Origin of the sequence: Erythrobacter sp. THAF29, from assembly GCF_009363635.1 — a bacterium.
Classification (GTDB): Bacteria; Pseudomonadota; Alphaproteobacteria; order Sphingomonadales; family Sphingomonadaceae; genus Erythrobacter.
This window is the reverse complement of sequence record NZ_CP045392.1, coordinates 625,734-645,602: the sequence shown is the minus strand read 5'-3', so window position 1 is coordinate 645,602 and position 19,869 is coordinate 625,734. Positions and strand designations below refer to the sequence as shown.

General features: G+C 62.2%; 13 protein-coding genes. 5 read left to right on the top strand and 8 right to left on the bottom strand.

Annotated elements, in window-relative coordinates; all coding sequences use genetic code 11:
• Positions 1-23: 23 nt before the first annotated feature.
• Both FIU90_RS03220 and FIU90_RS03215 read right to left on the bottom strand, forming a co-directional pair.
• Positions 24-2,198 carry a M13 family metallopeptidase gene (locus FIU90_RS03220; RefSeq protein WP_152433471.1) on the bottom strand — a complete coding sequence of 725 codons (2,175 nt, stop codon included), beginning with the start codon at positions 2,196-2,198 and terminating at the stop codon, positions 24-26.
• 116 nt (positions 2,199-2,314) lie between these two features.
• On the bottom strand, positions 2,315-4,138 hold the full coding sequence (locus tag FIU90_RS03215; protein WP_152433470.1) for an ABC transporter transmembrane domain-containing protein: 1,824 nt from the start codon (positions 4,136-4,138) through the stop codon (positions 2,315-2,317).
• 181 nt (positions 4,139-4,319) lie between these two features.
• Between FIU90_RS03215 and FIU90_RS03210 the strand changes: the two genes are divergently transcribed.
• Positions 4,320-5,567, top strand: a complete 1,248-nt coding sequence (locus FIU90_RS03210; protein ID WP_152433469.1) for a polyhydroxyalkanoate depolymerase — start codon at positions 4,320-4,322, stop codon at positions 5,565-5,567.
• On the opposite strand, the gene FIU90_RS03205 is transcribed toward FIU90_RS03210, so the two are convergent.
• From FIU90_RS03205 to FIU90_RS03180, 6 genes are all read right to left on the bottom strand, one after another.
• Complete coding sequence (locus FIU90_RS03205; RefSeq protein ID WP_152433468.1) at positions 5,564-6,163, bottom strand: DUF4126 domain-containing protein; 600 nt, start codon at positions 6,161-6,163, stop codon at positions 5,564-5,566. The two genes, FIU90_RS03210 and FIU90_RS03205, sit on opposite strands and share 4 nt — an antisense overlap.
• Positions 6,164-6,238: 75 nt before the next feature.
• Positions 6,239-7,192: a DUF5996 family protein gene (locus tag FIU90_RS03200; RefSeq protein WP_152433467.1), complete on the bottom strand. Its 954-nt coding sequence runs from the start codon at positions 7,190-7,192 to the stop codon at positions 6,239-6,241.
• A 138-nt stretch (positions 7,193-7,330) separates the two neighbouring features.
• Positions 7,331-8,512, bottom strand: coding sequence for an acetyl-CoA C-acyltransferase (locus FIU90_RS03195; RefSeq protein ID WP_152433466.1), 1,182 nt, complete (start codon positions 8,510-8,512; stop codon positions 7,331-7,333).
• 78 nt (positions 8,513-8,590) lie between these two features.
• Entirely contained in the window at positions 8,591-9,040 is a 450-nt protein-coding gene (locus FIU90_RS03190; protein WP_152433465.1) for a MaoC family dehydratase, read from the bottom strand.
• Positions 9,041-9,161: 121 nt separating this feature from the next.
• On the bottom strand, positions 9,162-10,571 hold the full coding sequence (locus FIU90_RS03185; protein WP_152433464.1) for a putative O-glycosylation ligase, exosortase A system-associated: 1,410 nt from the start codon (positions 10,569-10,571) through the stop codon (positions 9,162-9,164).
• Positions 10,571-10,795, bottom strand: coding sequence for a hypothetical protein (locus FIU90_RS03180; protein ID WP_234029608.1), 225 nt, complete (start codon positions 10,793-10,795; stop codon positions 10,571-10,573). Before FIU90_RS03180 ends, FIU90_RS03185 begins: the two co-directional genes overlap by 1 nt.
• 77 nt (positions 10,796-10,872) lie before the next feature.
• On the opposite strand from FIU90_RS03180, the gene FIU90_RS03175 reads away from it, so the two are divergent.
• From FIU90_RS03175 to FIU90_RS03160, 4 genes are all read left to right on the top strand, one after another.
• Positions 10,873-12,138: a TIGR04063 family PEP-CTERM/XrtA system glycosyltransferase gene (locus tag FIU90_RS03175; protein ID WP_152433463.1), complete on the top strand. Its 1,266-nt coding sequence runs from the start codon at positions 10,873-10,875 to the stop codon at positions 12,136-12,138.
• A gap of 41 nt (positions 12,139-12,179) precedes the next feature.
• A complete protein-coding gene (locus FIU90_RS03170) occupies positions 12,180-13,325 on the top strand; it encodes a hypothetical protein (RefSeq protein ID WP_152433462.1) in 1,146 nt (381 codons plus the stop codon).
• A 269-nt stretch (positions 13,326-13,594) separates the two neighbouring features.
• Complete coding sequence (gene gltB, locus FIU90_RS03165; RefSeq protein ID WP_152433461.1) at positions 13,595-18,235, top strand: glutamate synthase large subunit; 4,641 nt, start codon at positions 13,595-13,597, stop codon at positions 18,233-18,235.
• Positions 18,235-19,671, top strand: coding sequence for a glutamate synthase subunit beta (locus FIU90_RS03160; protein WP_152433460.1), 1,437 nt, complete (start codon positions 18,235-18,237; stop codon positions 19,669-19,671). Before gltB ends, FIU90_RS03160 begins: the two co-directional genes overlap by 1 nt.
• Positions 19,672-19,869 lie beyond the last annotated feature (198 nt).

Genomic DNA, 19,869 nt, shown 5'->3' with positions numbered 1-19,869 from the left:
TTGCGGAGCATTTCCGCGAGCATTTACCAGATCCTGATGCGCTCTTCGGGCGGCAGGTAGAGCTCATCGCCCTCTTCGACCCCGAATGCTTCGTACCAGGCATCGGTGTGGCGAACCGCGTTGTTGAGGCGGAACTCGCCCGGAGGGTGGTTTGCGGTCATCACGCGGTTGCGAAGGCTCTCCTCTCGCTCCATCCCGCGCCAGATCTGCGCGTAGCCGAGGAAGAAGCGCTGGTCGCCGGTCAGCCCGTCGATCACCGGCGGTTCCTCGCCATTGAGGCTCATGCGGTATGCGCGATAGGCCATCTGCAGACCGACCACGTCTCCCAGAGTTTCGCCCATCGACTGGCCTGCGCGCAAACATACGGGGCCTTCGGGGCTGTCGACCGGACAGAAGCTCTCGATATATTCGCCCATCTTCTGGGTAAACTGGACGAAGCCCGCGCGGTCTTCGTCCTGCCACCAGTTGCGCAGCGTTCCGGTCGCATCGAACTGCGAGCCCTGGTCATCGTAGCCGTGTCCGATCTCGTGCCCGATCACCGCGCCGATCCCGCCGTAATTGACCGCCGGATCGGCATTGGCGTTGAAGAAAGGCGGCTGGAGGATTGCCGCGGGAAACACGATCCGGTTGGTGAGCGGCGAATAATACGCGTTCACCGTCTGCGGGGTCATGCCCCATTCGGTCGGATCGACTTCGGTGCCGAGCCGTGAACGGTTGTCCTCGGTGTTCCAGCGCACGGTTTCCATGCGATTGGCGAGCGGATCATCGGCGCTGATGGTGAGACCGTCATAGGTCTTGAACTCATCTGGATAGCCGATCATCGGTACGAAGCCTTCGAGCTTGGTGCGCGCTTCGGCGATCGTGTCGGCGGTCATCCACTCGTTCCGGTCGAGCGCCTCGTTCATCGCCTTGGTAAGATTTGCCACCAGCTCGTCCATCCGCGCCTTGCTCTCGGGCGGGAAGTATTCGGCGACATAGAGCGCGCCAAGTTGCTCACCAAGCGCACCTTCGACTGCGGAAATCGCTCGTTTCCAGCGGGCCTGCTGCTCTTCGCGGCCACTGATCGTCTTCCCGTAAAATTCGAAGGTCGCGTTATCGAGATCGCTCGCAAGCACCGCCGCATTTTCCGTGAGGAAGCTCTTGGCCATGTAGGCCTTGATCGTGGCAAGCGGGGTTTTGGTAAGCAGCTCCATCATCGCCGGCAACCCGCCGCCGATCATGCCCTTCTGCTCTTCGGTCAGTTCGGCCTCGCCGATTTCCTCCTCGGTCGGCGGAATTTGCGCTGCAAGGAACCGGTCCTGACCGTCGAGCTTGGCCGATGCGAGCAGCGTCTGGATCGGGAAGTCGCCGGCAAAGCTTTCAAGGTCCGCCGGCGTGAGCTCATTATATGTGAGCGTAGGCTTGCGGAAAATCTGACGCGCCCACTCGAGTTCGGCGACCTGGCGCTCGAAAGCGTAGACCGCCTCGGCGGCGGCAACCGGGTCGGTGTAGCCGGCAGCGCCGAGCATGGTCGCAAGGAATTCCTTGTAGTTGGCGCGGATTTCAAGGTTGCTCTCGGAATCGACGAGGTAATAGTCGCGGTCGGGAAGTCCCATCCCGTCAAAGCCTATGCTGACGGCGTATTGCGTAGGGTTGCGGGCATCGATGCCGACCCCGGCGCTGATCAGCGACGGATAGCCCGGTCTGCCAAACAACGTGGCGAGCGCATCAAGATCCTGCGCGCCGTATATCTCGGCGAGATAAGGCTGTGCGGGAGCAAGGCCTGATGCGTCGATGGATTCCACGTCCATGAAGGCTTTGTAGGCATCGACGATCCGCCGCGCCTGCGTACCCGGCTCCGGGTTGGATGCGACAAGTGTCTCGATCAGCGAGCGCACGTCCCTCGTCGCGCCCTCGCGCAGCATGTCGAAAGCGCCGAAGCGCTGACGGTCGGCGGGGATCTCGTTCGCGGCAATCCACTTGCCGTTGACGTAGGCGTTGAAATCGTCGCCCGGATCGATGTCCTGGTCGATCAGCGAGGTGCCTACGCCCCAGCTGCCGAAATCCATGGTCGGCGTCGGGGCTTCGGCGGCTTCGGTCCCGGATTCCTCGACCAGCATCTCGACAGGAAGTTCGAGTGCGGCCTCTTCAGCGAGCGCCGGAGCGCTGGATGCGAGCGCGAAGGCGCTGGCGCCGATCAGTGCGGTTTTGCGGATCATGTTTACGTGTCCCGTTGCGTTTCGAATGAAAGTTCCCCGCAGTCTGTTTAGCGCGGGAATCGGGACGCGGGGGCCGTTTGACCGCCACGGTCCGCCATTTGTCGAGAATTGCGCTCTCACGCGGCCTGTTCGGCAGCGAATTGCAGCTTGGCGAGGCGGGCATAGAGGCCGCCCTTCGCTGTCAGCTGCGCATGGGTTCCTTGCTCGACAATGCGACCTTCCTCAAGCACGACGATCCGGTCGGCCTTGCGTACAGTCGCCAGCCGGTGCGCAATCACCAGAGTCGTGCGCTGCTGCATAAGCACGTCGAGCGCCTGCTGGACGAGCTGCTCGCTCTCAGCATCAAGCGCGCTGGTTGCCTCGTCGAGCAGCAGGATCGGCGCATCGCGCAGAAGCGCGCGGGCGATAGCGATGCGCTGCCGCTGGCCTCCGGACAACTGCGTGCCGCCTTCGCCGAGATAGGTGTCGAGACCCTCGGGGAGATCGCGGAGGAAATTCTCGGCGTTGGCTGCGCGCGCAGCCTCCCAGATCTCTTGGTCGCTCGCTTCCCATTTGCCATAGCGCAGGTTGTCGCGCGCATTCGCGCTAAACAGCACGCCGTCCTGGGGGACCAGCGCGAGCCGTTCGCGGATATCGGCCGGGTCTGCCTTGGTCAGCGGAACGCCGTCCAGCCGGATCGTGCCGAGTTGCGGGTCGTAAAAGCGTTCGACCAGCTGGAAGATCGTCGACTTTCCTGCGCCAGAAGGGCCGACGATGGCGACCGTTTCGCCGGGCTCGATTTCAAGCGAAAAGTCGTTGAGCGCCGCTGTCTCCGGCCGCGAGGGGTAGCGGAACGTCACGTTGCGGAACGAGAGGCTGCCGCGCGGCGGTTCGGGCAGGCGCTCGGGCCTGGCAGGCGCGGAAATCTCGGGCTTGGCTTCGAGAAGTTCGGCCAGCCGGCTTGCCGCGCCAGCGCCTCTAAGAAGCTCGCCATATACTTCGGTAAGCGCCCCGAATGCACCCGCCACGATCATGGCGCCGAAAATGAACGAGAGAATCGTGCCGCCGGTTATTTCGCCCGCCGCAACGCCCTCTGCCCCGCGCCACAGGATGAGGACAATCGAGCCGAAAATCGCGAGGATGATGATCGCGGTCATCATGGCGCGGAGAATGATGCGCTTGCGGGCGGTTTCGAAAGTCCGTTCCACCGCTTCGCCGAAACGTTCGGCCTCGCGGGCTTCCTGGCCGAAACTCTGGACGATCTTCATCGCACCAAGCACTTCGGTGACCATCGCACCGACATCGGCCACGCGGTCCTGGTTCGAACGCGCCAATTTGCGAATGCGCCGCCCGAATATCATAATCGGCAAGATCACCGCCGGAATACCTATGGCGAGCCATATGGTTAGGCCCGGCAATAGCCAGAACAGGTAAATCGTGCCGCCGATGCCAAGAAAGACATTGCGCAACGCCACCGAAACGGTCGTCCCCACAACGGTTTCGATGATCGCGGTGTCCGAAGTCATCCGGCTCGAGATTTCCTTGGGACTGTTCTCCTCGTAGAAAGAGGGCGACAGGCGCATCAGGTTGCGGTGAACCTTGCGGCGAATGTCAGCGACGACGCGTTCGCCGATCCAGCTTACGAAGTAGAAGCGGGCCGCTGTGCCCAGACCGATGATGAATACGATCAGGAGCAGGTACCGGAACCACCGTCCGATATCGCCTGCGCCTTCTCCTGCACCGCCGAAACCCCGGTCGACGATCAACTGCATCGCGGCGGGAATGGCGAGCGTCGCCCCGGCTGTCACCAGCAGTGCGAGCAGGGCGAAGATCACCTGCTTAGGGTACTTCGCCGCTTCGCGATAAACCATGCGCAGCGGCGCCAGCGAGCGGGGTTTCCGCTGGTTTTCGGGCTCCCTCGCCGCCTCGTTTTCTGGAGATTGCGTCGTTTGCGCGTCCATCGTTCCGCCGATTTAGCTACGGCATCGGAAAATTACACGTGCAAAAAGCACACAGCGACTGTGTGCAATCCGTCGCTTCACCCGATTGTGCATTGCACAATGCCCCGAAACCCCCCACCTTAGTGTCGGAATCGCCCGCAAAGAGGCGTGGACAGGATGTCGCAGCAACAGGGGCAAACGAATGCTTTATCACGCCTACGAGGTGCAGCGCAGCATGCTTAACGGCATCAGCGCCTGGGCTTCGATCTCTTCCGAAATGCTTTCGAGCCCAGCAAACCCTTTCAGGCAGGTCGGCACCGTCCCGATGGCAGCGCATGCACTGGACGTGTTTGCGCATGCCACCGCAAGCTATGGCAAGCCCGCATTCGGCATCACCGAGATCGAAGTTGACGGCAAGGTCTGGCCCGTGATCGAGGCCACAGTGGTCAATCGCCCGTTCGGCGATCTCAAGCGATTTCGTCTCGATGGCGTCGATGACGATCGACCCAAGCTGCTGATCGTCGCGCCGATGAGCGGGCATTACGCGACGTTGCTGCGTGGCACCGTCCGCCGGATGCTCCAGAAATTCGAAGTCTACATAACCGACTGGGCCGATGCCTCGACCGTGCCGCTCCACGAGGGGCATTTCGACCTCGACGACTACATCGATTACCTGATGGAGTTTCTCGAATATATCGAGGGCGTGAGCAATGGCGGTAAGGGCGGGCGGCGACCGCATATGCTCGCCGTGTGCCAGCCTTCGGTTCCGGCCTTTGCCGCGACCGCGCTTTTGAACCAGCACAAATCGCCCGCAACCCCGGCGACGCTTACCATGATGGGTGGGCCGATCGACACCCGCGAAAGCCCCACCAGCGTCAACGATCACGCGATGAACCGCCCGATAGAGTGGTTCCGTCACAGCGTGATCGCGACAGTGCCCGCCAATTATCGCGGTGCGGGGCGCAAGGTCTATCCGGGCTTCATGCAGCTATCGGCGTTCATGAGCATGAACCTGCAGAGCCACATGATGAGCCACTACGAGATGTTCAAGCACCTCACCCGCGGCGACCAGGAGAGCGCGCAGGCGACCAAGGATTTCTACGACGAATATCGCGCCGTATGCGACATGACCGCGGAGTTCTACCTCCAGACGGTCGAGGAAGTGTTCCAGAAGCACTCGATCCCCAACGGCACTTTCAAGCACAAGGGCGAGGTGGTCGACCTTACACAAATCACCGACACGGCGCTGCTCGCGATCGAAGGCGAGCGCGACGACATCTCGGGTCTTGGCCAGACGCGCGCTGCGCTGAAACTCGCAAGTGGACTGCCCGAGGACAAAAAACAGTACTTCATGGCCGAAGGTGCCGGCCATTACGGTATCTTCAACGGCAGCCGCTGGCGCAAGATGATCGCGCCGGTGGTTGAGGAATTTATCGGAAGGTTTTCCTAGGCTTCGGGCTTTCCCGCCCGGAAGAACACCCGCTTGATGACCTTTTGCGCCAGCCAGAGAGTGGCCATTGTCAGCATGAACAGGAACAGGGCGATTCCGGCTGCGATCATCGGGTATTCGTAGACGAGCCACAGCAGGCCGACTGTGGCGACGTCCTCCGCGCTCGATACCACCGCATTGCTGACCGGTTCGGGCGAGGTGTTGACCACGGCGCGCGCACTCGCCTTGCCCCCATGCGCGAGAAAGCTCGCCCCGCCGCCGAGCAGGAATGCAAGCACCTGCATCGCTGGGTCGGACGGATCGACGATGGCGAGGGCGAGCAGCGCGCCGCCCACTGGCCGCACGAGCGTGTGGATCGTGTCCCACACGCTGTCGAGCCACATCACCTTGTCGGCAAAGAACTCCGCCAGAGCGCCTATCGCGGCGATCCCCATCACCCACGGATTTTCGAGCACCGAAAGACTCGCGAGATGTTCGGGCACCGGCAGCACATCGAGGCGCATCGCAAGGCCGGTCGCGAAGATGCAAAGGTAAAGCCGCCAGCCCGCCAGCAGGCTGACGCTTCCCGCGATGCCGATGATTTCCATGATGCCCATTTCCGGAAGATGCGTTGATCTGAGAAAGAGCGCAACAGGAAGCGACTACACTGAAGAGTGGATGCAGCCGGAACTTTAGCTGCGATGCGCCTTAACGTCGTAAGGTTCACCGAATGCGACCGAAGGCAGTTCCAGATCCTCCCGCTCCCATTTCCCAAGCTCGGCGACTGCAGCATAGGTCTGTTCGAGGAAATCGAGTAGCAGCGCGTCGGGGTCGGCGGCATCGCACACAACTGCATAGGGCAGCACGAATTCGCCGAGCTCGCCGTGCCAGTAGGCGCCCGGCGTAGTCACGATTGCATTGGCCAAGCCTTCTGGCGAGGGGTAACCATAGGCATAGAATGCGGCTTCATCGACCCCGCCTCCGCCGAGCCAGAAGCCCGCGCTTGCAACTTCGTGGCTGTAAGCCTCGCGGGTCACGCGGTCTGGGAGGTTGGGGAAGCCGCCCGGATGAAGTGGAGCCTCACGACCCGAAAAGCGAGTGACGGCAAGGTCGAAGCTACCCCAGAACAGGTGGCTGGGGCTCGACTTGCCGACAAATCCGCTGCGGAAAAGCTCGAATACCCGGTCCACGCTGCGAAAGGCTGCGTGGATCCGCCGGATCGTATCGGCGCCCCAGGCCCGGCCGCGGTCGTCCATTACGAACGGGACGGCCGGGTCCACTTCATTCGGGGAGCCCGAGATATCGATCCTGACCCCGGCCTTCCCAAGCAGATCACCCAGACCTGAGTGGAATTCGGCAACCGTCTGCCCCGTTATTGCCAATTTGCCGCGAAACCCATCGGAATTCTCGACCACGACCTCGCTCGCGAGGCAGTCAAAGAGTAATTCCACCTCTTGCTGGCCCGCGACCACCGGATAGGTTCGAAACCCGCGCGGCACGACTCGCAGCGCCAAGTGCCAGCTATGATTACACCAAGGCCTGGCGCGGGTCGGAAGTTTTCCGATGACCTGAAGATAGGCGCGGCATGTCTCGATCACCGCTTTGTCAGCAGCATAATCGAGCTGCGGCCAGCGCCCATCTTTCATCGCATGCCTCCTTTATGAGGCCGGGCCACCCGCTCCCTCACCCGTTCTTCCTAGATTGTGTCCCGGTGGGTACCGAGTGGGAGGGAGAGGAAGCGATTGGCTTGGCAGGCGGCGAGGATACTCTCGTCGCCCAAGAAATCAAAACACCTCGAACAGGCCTGCTGCGCCCATGCCGCCGCCGACGCACATGGTCACGACGACATATTTCGCGCCGCGGCGCTTGCCTTCGATCAGCGCGTGGCCGGTGCAGCGCGCGCCGGTCATGCCATAGGGGTGGCCGATCGAGATCGAGCCGCCATTGACGTTGAGGATGTCGTTATCGATGCCGAGCTTGTCGCGGCAATAGAGCACCTGAACGGCGAAGGCTTCGTTCAGCTCCCACAGGCCGATATCGTCCATCTTCAGGCCCGTCTGCTTGAGCAGTTTCGGGATCGCGAAGACCGGGCCGATGCCCATTTCGTCAGGCTCGGTTCCGGCAACCGCCATGCCGACATAACGGCCAAGCGGCTCGAGACCCTTCTGCTCTGCGACCTTGGCTTCCATCAGCACGCTCGCCGAAGAGCCATCGGACAGCTGCGAAGCGTTACCCGCGGTGATGACCTTGTCCGGACCCATCACCGGCTGCAGCGCCTGCAGGCCTTCGAGCGTGGTCGAGGGGCGGTTGCCTTCGTCCTTCGTGATGGTGACTTCCTGCTGGGATACCTCACCGGTTTCCTTGTCTTTGACCATCATGGTGGTGGTCACGGGCACGATTTCGTCGTCGAACTTGCCGGCTTCCTGAGCAGCGGCGGTGCGCTGCTGCGACTGGAGCGCATACTCGTCCTGCGCTTCGCGGCTGATATTGTAACGCGCAGCGACCGTTTCTGCGGTGCCGAGCATCGGCATGTAGACGTCCTTGTGCATCGCGATCAGCGAGGGATCGGGGGCGACGCGCATTTCCGGCGTTTGCACCAACGAGATCGAGTCCTGGCCGCCGCCCACGACGATATCCATGTTGTCGACGACGATCTGCTTGGCAGCGGTCGCAATCGCCATCAGGCCCGAAGAGCACTGGCGGTCGATGGTCTGGGCTGCGACCGTTACCGGAGCACCGCCGCGCAGCGCGACCTGGCGGCCGATATTGCCGGCCTGCGTGCCTTGCGTGAGGACGCAGCCCCACACCACATCGTCGATCTCGCCGGCGTCGATTTTGGCGCGCTCTACGGCCGGAGCGAAGGAATACGAGCCGAGCGTGGCGCCCGGCGTGGCGTTGAAGCCGCCCTTGTAGGCCCGGCCAATTGGCGTGCGGGCGGTTGAGACGATGACTGCGTCACGTGACATGGGGATGTCCTTTCAAGAGGTGAAAATACGAGGTCCCGCAGAGCGCGGGACATTCTCAGTTGGGTCCGGCCTTAGGGCTCAGACGAAATACATGGTGATCCATTCGCAGATCAGTGCGGGCTTGTCCTCGCCTTCGATCTCCATGGTGACTTCGCATGTCTGCTGCCACTGGCCGGGGCGTTTTTCGACCATTTCCAGTAGCTTCCAGTGGCCGCGAATGCGCTTTCCGGCACGTACGGGGGCGATGAAGCGGGTTTTGTTTCCGCCATAATTCACGCCCATCTTCACGCCATCGATCTTGGGCGTGTCGCTGTTGGCGCCGAGATAGGGCATCATCGAAAGCGTCAGGAAGCCGTGCGCGATCGTCCCGCCGAACGGGGTCATCTTGGCAGCTTCTTCGTTGACGTGGATGAACTGGTGATCGCCGGTCGCATCGGCAAACTTGTTGATGCGCTCCTGGCTCATCTCGACCCATTCGCTGGTGCCGATGTTTTCGCCGACCTTTTCGGCCAATTCCTGGGGGGTCATGTGGCTTCCTCCTCGCGTGCGGGCCGCGCGAGTTCCCATCGCGCAGCCGGTTTACGTAAACGTTATCCGGCCCGCTTCATGGCAGGGGAGAAGGGCTGATGCAATGAGCGCTTTTATGCCGTTACGGCATCGCAGGTTCGGGCCCGCCGATGGGTGCGCCCGGCACGCTTACTTCCCGCTCTTCAGGAGGCAGGCGGCGTTTGGAGCGGGCCAGATCGGCCTTCGCCGAATCGATCCGCTTGCAATAGTTGTTGAGCCCGATCTGCAGGCCGACAATCATCAGCATCACCGGCTGATAGGCGATCCCCTGGAACAGCGCGCCGGTGATGTAGATGAGGCTTGCAAGCTGGAGACAGGTCGCGAGCGGCGCGATCCACGCCTCGGCCTCGTGGTCGTTGTCCCTCCACCGGCGTCGCACCTTTTCCATCTGCCAGATGCCGAGCGCCTGCAACAGCAGCCATATGGCAAGTCCCGGATACCCCTGTTCGCCCAGCAGCTCGAATATGGCCGAGTGATAGGCGCGGCCCTCATCGGTCACTTCGCGGTACTCGATCGTGGTGGTGTTGGCCGATTCCGTCTTCACCGGCATTTCGTACGTGAAGCTGTTGCCCCTGTACGCATCGAATCCTCCGCCAGTCGGATTGCGGGAGGCGTAATCGAGCGTCCATCTCCAAACCGCCATGCGGGTCGAGGCGCTTTCATCACCGCCGGGCTGAGCGATGGTGCTCATCCGGTCATAGTAGCTTTGCGGAAGGAAGGGCAGCGCCGCGAGGCCGAGCGCCGCGCCCCCCAACACGAACAGCACCCGGCGCTTAACGTAACGCAGCAGCAACAGCGCGAGCACCGCTATGCATACGAGGCCCGTGCGCGCCTCTGTCCCGATCGGCACCATCAGGCACGCGAAGATAAGGAGCACGGCGAATGTCGTCACCATCCAGTTCGGCTTGAAGATCGTGCCGTAACGGGTGAACCACGCGATGAGCGGGATCAGAGCGATGGCGACCGTCGCCAGAGTCGAGCTTTCGTAGATGCCGCTGTTGTCGTCGACGAAGAACCGCAGATTCTCGTAACCTCCCCCGCCGAGCACGGTCTTCATCCCCGTCCCGATTACGATAGTCGCGATGGACAGCACGAGGACGAGCGCGAGCGCTTCGATTCGGGCGCGCGTCGTGATGGTGAAGGGGAGGAACAGCGCAAAGAGCAGGGCCTTCCAAACCCAGTCCCACTTGGTCACAGCGCTTTCGGGGAAATCGGCGTTGCCGGTCGTCCACCAGCAGTACAGCAGCAATGCGAGGATCAGGCCTTGCCTGAGCGTGAAACGAAGCCCGTCCTTGTTGTCGAGCACCAGCCAGCCGCCAAACGCCGCCGCGAAGGCGATCAGCGAGACCTGGATTTCCTGAATGATCGAATAGCCGATCCGCTGCGGTGCGATGATGTCGATATAGACATAGAGCAGCACCCACAGGAACGGGCGCCTCAGGCCAAGCAAAAGGACGTAGAAAATGAAGGCGAGGAAGACGAGGTCCAGCATCAGGCCGCGCCATCCACGTCGGCTCGCCGTGCCGCGTTTCGACCGGCATTGCTTGTGCGCTTGCGATTGTCGGCCTCGGCCTGCCTGATCTCGTCGAGCAACGGGTCGCGGTCGACGCTATCGCGCAGGAACAAATGCCAGAAGGCGAGCGCCAGCAGTCCGTGTCCGATGGTTAGGGCGAGATAATCGATCATGCGCTGGGCAAGGGTCCTGAATGCGGGCATCGTGCCCATTTCACCCCACGCGAATACGCGAACGCGGTTGACGCTCCGTTAAGCACAATCGTGGCATGGAGCGGGATATGACCCGCGTCCTGCATGTACTCGACCACTCGCTGCCGCTTCACAGTGGCTACACCTTTCGCACGCGCGCGATCATGAAGGCACAGGAGGCGGCAGGTCTCGAAGTGCGCGGCATCACATCGCAGCGCCACCAGCTTGAGGCGCCGACGGCGAGCACCTGCGAGAGCGTCGAAGGATTGACCTTCTATCGCATACCGGGCGTGCCTTCGGGGCCGGTGATGGTGAGCGAGTTCAGAGAAATGGCTGCGCTGTCTGCTGCGATCCGCCAGGTTGCGAAGAACTGGCGGCCGGATATCATCCACGCACACTCGCCGGCATTGAACGGGGGCGGAGCATGGCGAGCTGCAAATGCGCTCGGCATCCCGCTCGTTTATGAGATCCGCGCCTTCTGGGAGGATGCAGCGGTCGGCAACCGGACAGGAACCGAAGGATCGGCCAAATACCGCCTTACGCGCGCGCTCGAAACGCAGGTCGTGAACCGTGCCGATGCGGTTTTTACGATCTGCGACGGGCTTCGCGACGACCTGATCGGTCGAGGGATCGCTCCGGGCAAGATCGGGGTGATGCCGAACGGCGTCGACCTGTCGCTTTTCGGCGAACCGCTTGCGCGCGACGATGCACTGGCGCGTCAACTCGGTATTGAAGAAGGCGCCCCGGTAATCGGCTATATCGGTAGCTTTTACGATTACGAGGGTGTCGATGATCTCATCGCGGCGATGCCGTTGCTGCGGCGCGCCCAACGGGATGCGCGCCTGCTGCTGGTAGGCGCGGGCGAGATGGCTGACGAATGGCGCGCCGCTGCCCAAGCTCTTCCCGAACCGCAGGCCGTGATCTTTACAGGTCGCGTGCCGCACGATCAGGTCGAGCGCTACTATTCGTTGATCGACGTGCTCACCTATCCGCGCAAGCGATCGCGCCTTACCGACCTCGTTACCCCGCTGAAGCCTCTGGAAGCGATGGCGCAGCGCCGCATCGTCGCCGCGTCGAATGTCGGCGGTCACCGGGAGCTCATTACCCACGGCGAAACGGGTTTCCTTTTCGAGCCTGACAACCCCGCGGCCTGTGCCGAAGCCCTTGCCGACCTGCTTGATTCCCGGGAGGAATGGGACGCTATCCGAGCGCGCGGCGAACACCATGTCCGAACCCGCCATGACTGGGCGAGCAACATCCAGCGTTATCTATCCGTTTACCAAGTCCTGCTAGGCGATGTTAATCGCAGCGGGAGTGTTCGACCTTCGCCGCGGCAACAGGGTTTAGGTGCATAGGGCTATATTCGGTTGCCCTGTGCCTTAGGAGCAGGGGCGACATGCGGGCTTTGAGAAAGCGCATTGCCGAACAGGAAGCCGTTCGCGAGGCAAGCGAGAAATCGGCGGACCAGCGCACGATGCGCACCCGCAAGCCATCGGTTTCCACCCATCCAGCTTTCTTGCCGATGCTCGCCATCTGGGGCGCCGTGCTCGGCGCCGGCTCGGTTCTCGTCCTTCCTGCCCAAATGGCCGCGCAAATCGCTTCAAACGCCGGGCTTTCTGGCCGCGGCAGCCTCACCATCTTTACTATCGCCGTCATCGCGGCATTCATTGTCGGCGGGATCGCTCTGTCCGCCGGGATCGGGTTCAAGCGTGCCAAAGGCCGCTCATCCCCCACCGGGTCGCTTGCAAGCGTTGCGGCACGGCGGTTCGTTCCGATAGATCCGGCAGTCGAACTCGGCAGCGAGAGTCTCGACAGCCCGATCGAACAACAGCCCACCGAGAGGATCGAGACCGCGGAGAACACGTCGCGCGGGCCGACACTCGGTGAACTTGCAGCCAACGGATACGAACTCCCTGACGAAGAAAGCAAGGACAGCCCGAAATTCACGCGCAAGGATTACGAAGCCGCGCTCCAGCAGACGTGCGAAGGTGCCTCCGAAACTGACGATGCGTCGGAAGAGACTACGATTCCGGCCGATGGCGGTGGCCCGGTCGAACTCGACCTTGCACAGTTTGCCGCCCTGCCCGGTCGCAATGCAGTCTGGGTCGAGGAAGAAATCGGCGTCGATATAGCAAGCGAGGCTGAACCGGTCGCAGCATTGCAGCCCGCGCCGGAGCCCGAGCAAGAGCCGCCGGACGAAACCAGGGTTCGTCTTTCAGCCATCGAAAAGCTTCGCCAAACGCCCACCTGTGACCTCAGCCTGATCCAGATGGTCGAGCGTTTCGCCGCCGCCTTGCACGAAAGGCAGGAAGCGGATCTCGCCAATCCGGGTTCGCACACGTCGCCAAAACGAGATGCGGCGCTTGCAGAGGCACTGAAGGCGCTAACCGTGCTTTCGGAAACCGGTCTCGAGATTGAGGCCGAGCTGGGGCAGGTGCACACCGCCGCCAGTGGCAACGGCGAAATCGACGCCTTGCGCGACACGACCCGCGAACTTCGCGATGCGCTCACCAAGTTGCAGACCCTGCGCGGCGCCGCTTGACCAAGACGATTCGCGCGCGGATTTTGCAACTTGCCGCGTGCTTTCATGCGGATGACGCACGAAACCTATAGCTTATGCTTAGGTATGCGTAATTAAACTTCGCCCTTCGCGGTTGCAAAATCACAAAACCATCGGCAAAGAATGGTGAAACGCTGCGTGGCCCGGCGTGGACGTCGGCCATGCGCGGCATTCTGCCGCTGTCCGGATCGATCGCCCCCTTGGCGAGAAGGCCCGGGGCCAGCAGCATCTGACAGAACGGACTCTTTGCCATGGGACAGCCCACCTCCCAGGGTCTCTACGACCCGCGAAACGAACATGACGCCTGCGGAGTAGGCATGGTCGCCCATATCAAGGGCGAGAAGAGTCATGCCATTATCGAGCAGTCGCTCGAGATTCTCGAGAAGCTCGACCATCGCGGCGCGGTGGGCGCCGATCCGCTACTGGGCGATGGCGCTGGCCTGTTGATGCAGATTCCCGATGCGCTGATCCGCCGCTGGGCGGTCGGGAACGACATCGAATTGCCTCAGCCGGGCGATTACGCGATCGCGATGTGCTTCCTTCCCCAGGACGATACCGCGCGCGAATTCGTGATCGAACGGTTCGAAAAGCTCGCGGCGAAAGAAGGGCAGAATATTCTCGGCTGGCGCGACGTGCCGACCTCGACAGAAGGCCTCGGCAAAGCGGTTATCGATTCGATGCCGGTTATCCGGCAGGCGATCATTGCGCGGGGGGAAAGCTGCGCCGACCAGGACGCGTTCGAGCGCAAGATTCTCGCGCTCAGGAAACAGACGCTCAACCCGCTTGCCAAGCTTGAAGAAAAGCATGGCATCCCAGGCCTCACCCAGACCTACATGCCGAGCTTTTCCAGCCGTACGATCGTCTACAAGGGGTTGCTGCTCGCAACGCAGGTCGGCTCTTTCTATGACGACTTGCGCGATCCCGAATGCGTCAGCGCGTTTGGCCTAGTCCACCAGCGTTTTTCGACCAACACCTTCCCGAGCTGGCGGCTTGCCCATCCCTTCCGCCTGATTGCGCATAACGGCGAGATCAACACCGTGCGCGGCAATGTGAACTGGATGAATGCGCGCCGCCGGACGATGGAAAGCGACCTGCTCGGCCCCGATCTCGACAAGATGTGGCCGATCATCCCGCACGGCCAGTCCGACACCGCCTGCCTCGACAACGCTTTGGAATTGCTGGTCGCTGGCGGATACAGCCTGGCCCATGCGATGATGATGCTCATTCCCGAGGCCTGGGCCAGAAACGAGCTGATGGATCCGCAAAGGCGCGCCTTCTACGAATATCATGCCGCATTGATGGAGCCGTGGGACGGCCCGGCCGCGGTGTGCTTCACCGATGGTCGCCAGATCGGCGCGACTCTCGACCGCAACGGCCTCCGCCCCGCGCGTTTCTGCGTCACCAAGGACGATATCGTCTGCCTCGCCTCGGAAAGCGGCGTGCTGCCCTTTGCCGAGGAAGACATCGTGCGCAAATGGCGCCTGCAACCGGGCAAGATGCTGCTGATCGACCTCGAACAGGGACGCATCATCGAAGATGCCGAACTCAAGGCCGAACTTTCCGGTGCCGAGCCCTACGCAAAATGGCTCGAACAGGCGCAGGTCCGGCTCGAGGATATTACCAATATCGAGCCCGAGCTTTCCGAAGTGCCGGTGAGCAAGACCACGCTGCTCGAGCGGCAGCAGGCCTTCGGCTACACGCAGGAAGACATCTCGCGCTTCCTCGAACCGATGGCGGTGAAGGGTGACGATCCCATCGGGTCGATGGGAACCGACACGCCGATTGCCGTGCTCTCCAACCGCGCGCGACTGCTTTACGATTATTTCAAGCAGAACTTCGCGCAGGTCACCAACCCGCCGATCGACCCGATCCGCGAGGAGCTGGTGATGAGCCTGCTCTCGATCATAGGCCCGCGCCCGAACCTGCTCGGCCACGATGCGGGCACGCACAAGCGGCTTGAGGTCGACCAGCCCATCCTCACCAATGACGACCTGGCGAAAATCCGTTCGGTCGAAGCGGTGCTCGACGGCGCCTTCCGCTGCGCCACGATCGACATCACGTGGGATGCCTCGCAAGGGGCAGAGGGCATCGAGCTAGCGCTCAAGGAAATGTGCTGGGCCGCGACCGAGGCGGTGCTGCAGGATCACAACATCCTCGTCCTTTCGGATCGTGCGCAAGACGAAGGCCGCGTGCCGATGCCCGCATTGCTGGCAACCGCCGCAGTCCATCACCACCTCGTGCGCCAAGGCCTGCGGATGCAGACCGGCCTCGTGATCGAAAGCGGCGAGCCGCGCGAAGTCCACCATTTCTGCGCCCTCGCCGGTTATGGCGCGGAAGCAATCAACCCCTATGTCGCGTTCGAGACGCTTGAGGACATCCGCCGGAAGAAGCACTCCGAATTGAGCGCGGACGAAGTCCAGCAGAACTACATCAAGGCGATCGGCAAGGGCATTCTCAAGGTCATGTCCAAGATGGGCATATCGACCTATCAGAGCTATTGCGGCGCGCAGATTTTTGACGCGGTGGGCCTGTCGAGCGATTTCGTCGAAAAATACTTCACCGGCACCGCAACCACGATCGAGGGCATCGGCCTTGAGCAGGTCGCCGAAGAAAGCGTGCGCCGCCACGCGCAGGCCTATGGCGACAATCCGCTCTACAAGGGCATGCTCGATGTCGGCGGCATCTATCAGTACCGCCTGCGCGGCGAAGAACACGCCTGGACGCCCGCCAATGTCGCGCAATTGCAGCACGCGGTGCGCGGCAACGATCACTCGAATTACGAAGAGTTCGCCAAGTCGGTGAACGAGCAGTCCGAACGGCTGCTGACGATCCGCGGGCTGATGGAACTCAAGAAAGCCGACGCACCCGTTCCGCTGGACGAAGTCGAGCCCGCAAGCGAAATCGTCAAGCGCTTCAGCACTGGCGCGATGAGCTTCGGTTCGATCAGCCATGAGGCGCACTCGACGCTCGCAATCGCGATGAACCGCATAGGCGGCCGCTCGAACACCGGCGAGGGCGGCGAAGAGCCATTCCGTTTCAAGCCGCTCGAAAACGGCGATTCGATGCGTTCGCGTATCAAGCAGGTGGCATCGGGGCGCTTCGGCGTCACGACGGAATATCTCGTCAATGCGGACGATATCCAGATCAAGATGGCGCAGGGTGCAAAGCCTGGCGAGGGCGGCCAGTTGCCCGGGCACAAGGTCGACAAGCGGATCGGCGCGGTGCGACATTCGACGCCGGGCGTCGGTCTGATTTCCCCGCCGCCGCATCACGACATTTATTCGATCGAGGATCTCGCCCAGCTGATCCACGACCTCAAGAACGTGAACACCGACGCGCGTATATCGGTAAAGCTGGTCTCCGAGGTTGGAGTAGGCACGGTCGCCGCCGGCGTTTCAAAGGCGCGCGCGGACCATGTCACGATTTCGGGCTATGACGGCGGCACCGGAGCATCGCCGCTGACGTCGCTGACACATGCCGGTTCCCCATGGGAGATCGGCCTTGCCGAAACCCAGCAAACGCTTCTCCTCAACGACCTGCGCAGCCGTATCGCGGTGCAGGTCGATGGCGGCCTTCGCACTGGCCGCGATGTGGCGATCGGTGCGCTGCTGGGCGCCGACGAATTCGGCTTTGCGACTGCCCCGCTGATCGCGGCGGGCTGCATTATGATGCGCAAATGCCACCTTAATACCTGCCCCGTTGGCGTCGCGACGCAGGACCCGGTCTTGCGCAAGCGCTTCACCGGCACGCCCGAACACGTCATCAACTACTTCTTCTTCGTCGCCGAGGAACTGCGCCAGATCATGGCCGATATGGGCTTCCGGACTGTCGAGGAAATGATCGGACGCGTCGACCGGCTCGACATGGCGCGCATGCATCGCCACTGGAAAGCGCGCGGTATCAACCTGTCGCGCCTGCTCCATGCGCCTAAGATCAAGGAAGGCGCTCCGCTCCACAACACTGAAACGCAGGATCACGGCCTTGGCGCAGCGCTCGACAATGCGCTCATCAAGGACGCGAAGGATGCGATCGAGGCGAAAAAGCCGGTCCAGCTCGATTACGAGATCCGTAACGTCAACCGCACGGTCGGCGCGATGCTCTCGGGCGAAATCGCCAAGGCGCACGGCCACGAAGGCCTGCCCATCGATACCGTGCGCATCAACCTGACGGGTGTGGCCGGCCAAAGCTTCGGCGCATGGCTCGCACACGGCGTTACGCTCGATCTGACCGGCGATGCCAACGACTATGTCGGCAAGGGGTTGTCGGGCGGCCGCATCATCGTGCGTCCTCCCGAAGGCGCGCCGCGCAAGGCGAGTGAAAACATCATCGTCGGCAACACCGTACTCTATGGCGCGATCGCGGGCGAAGCGTTCTTCAGCGGCGTTGCGGGCGAACGTTTCGCAGTGAGGAATTCCGGTGCCATCGCCGTTGTCGAAGGCGCGGGCGACCATGCCTGCGAATACATGACCGGCGGCGTGATCGTCGTGCTCGGTCCCACCGGGCGCAACTTCGCAGCCGGGATGAGTGGCGGCATCGCTTATGTCTACGATCCCGAAGGCAACTTTTCGCAGCTCGTCAATCACGCCCAGGTCGACCTCGTCCCGGTCGGCTCGGAACCCGATGCGGAAGAAGGCACCGGCCGCCCCGTCCACCGGCCCCGCTCGGTCCACGATTTTGGAATGGGCGACATGCTGCGCCACGATGCCGAGCGTCTTCGCATTCTCGTCGAGCGCCACCAGCTGCACACGGGCAGCGCGGTCGCGAGCGAGTTGCTGGCCGATTGGGACGCGGCGCTTGGCAAGTTCGTCAAGGTGATGCCGCGCGACTACAAACGGGCGCTCGAAGCGATTGAGGCCGAGCGGCGCGAAGCCGAAATGGAGGCTGCTGAATAATGGGCAAGGAAACCGGCTTTCTCGAACTGGATCGGCGCGAACGCGACTATCTCGATCCCAAGGAGCGCCTGACCAATTACCGCGAATTCGTCGTTCAGCCGGACGATGCGACGCTATCCGCGCAGGCCTCGCGCTGCATGGATTGCGGCATCCCCTATTGTCACAATGGCTGCCCGGTGAACAACCTGATCCCGGACTGGAACCACCTCGTCTACGAGAACGACTGGAGGAATGCTCTCGACCTGCTGCACAGCACGAACAACTTCCCCGAATTCACCGGACGAATCTGCCCCGCCCCGTGCGAGGCGAGCTGCACGCTCAACATCATCGACCAACCGGTAACGATCAAGTCGATCGAATGCGCGATCGTCGATCGCGGGTGGAAGGAAGGCTGGATCGAGCCGCAAGTGCCAGAGAAAAAGACCGGGAAATCAATCGCGGTTGTCGGCTCCGGCCCCGCTGGCATGGCTTGCGCGCAGCAACTTGCGCGCGCCGGGCATTCGGTCACCGTTTTCGAGAAGAGCGACCGCGTGGGCGGTCTGCTGCGTTACGGCATTCCCGACTTCAAAATGGAAAAGCACCTCATCAACCGGCGCTGCGTCCAGATGGAAGCGGAAGGCGTGACCTTTAAGACCTCCAAGGAGGTCGGCGTCGATATCTCGTTCAAGAACCTTCAGGAAAACTTCGACGCGATCGTACTGTCGGGCGGCGCGGAAGAAGCACGGGCGCTCGCTATCCCCGGCGCCGAGATGCCGGGTGTACGGCTGGCGATGGAATTCCTCACCCAGCAGAACAAGCGCAATGCCGGCGACGACGAGGTGCGCGCAGCCCCGCGCGGCAGCTTGCTTGCAACCGGCAAGAATGTCGTCGTGATCGGCGGCGGCGATACGGGCTCGGACTGCGTGGGCACCTCGAACCGGCAGGGTGCCAAGAGCGTGACCCAGCTCGAGATCATGCCCAAGCCCCCCGAGCACGAAGACAAGGCGCTCACCTGGCCCGACTGGCCGTTGAAGCTGCGAACCTCCTCGAGCCACGAGGAAGGCGTCGAGCGCGACTGGGCCGTGCTCACCAAGCGCGTGATCGGCGATGGTGAAACCGTCACCGGGCTCGAATGCGCCCGAGTCGAGTGGGTCGATGGCCAGATGCGCGAGATCGTCGGCAGCGAGTTTACGATTCCCGCCGACCTGATCCTGCTTGCGATGGGCTTTGTAGGGCCGAAAAAGGCCGGGCTGCTCGAACAGGCGGGCGTCGAGCTGACCGATCGCGGGAACGTTGCCGCCGACACCGACCGGTATGCCACCAGCGTCGAGAACGTATTTGCCTGCGGCGACATGCGGCGTGGACAGAGCCTCGTCGTGTGGGCGATCCGCGAGGGCCGTCAGTGCGCCCGCAGCGTCGACGAAGCGCTGATGGGAGTGAGTGAATTGCCGCGCTAGCGACGCAAATGCGACAGCCCTGCGACTTTCTTCGCCGATGTCGCTCCAATACAATCCCTGCGCGCCACTTTGCGAGATCAATAGCCCCGAAGTCTAAGTATTTGCCCTGAAAGCATGCACTTTTGCCAGGCAGTTCAGGGTGCTATATTTGTTGCGAAGGCCGCGATCCCAAATTGTGGGACGCGTTGTTAGGGCGGG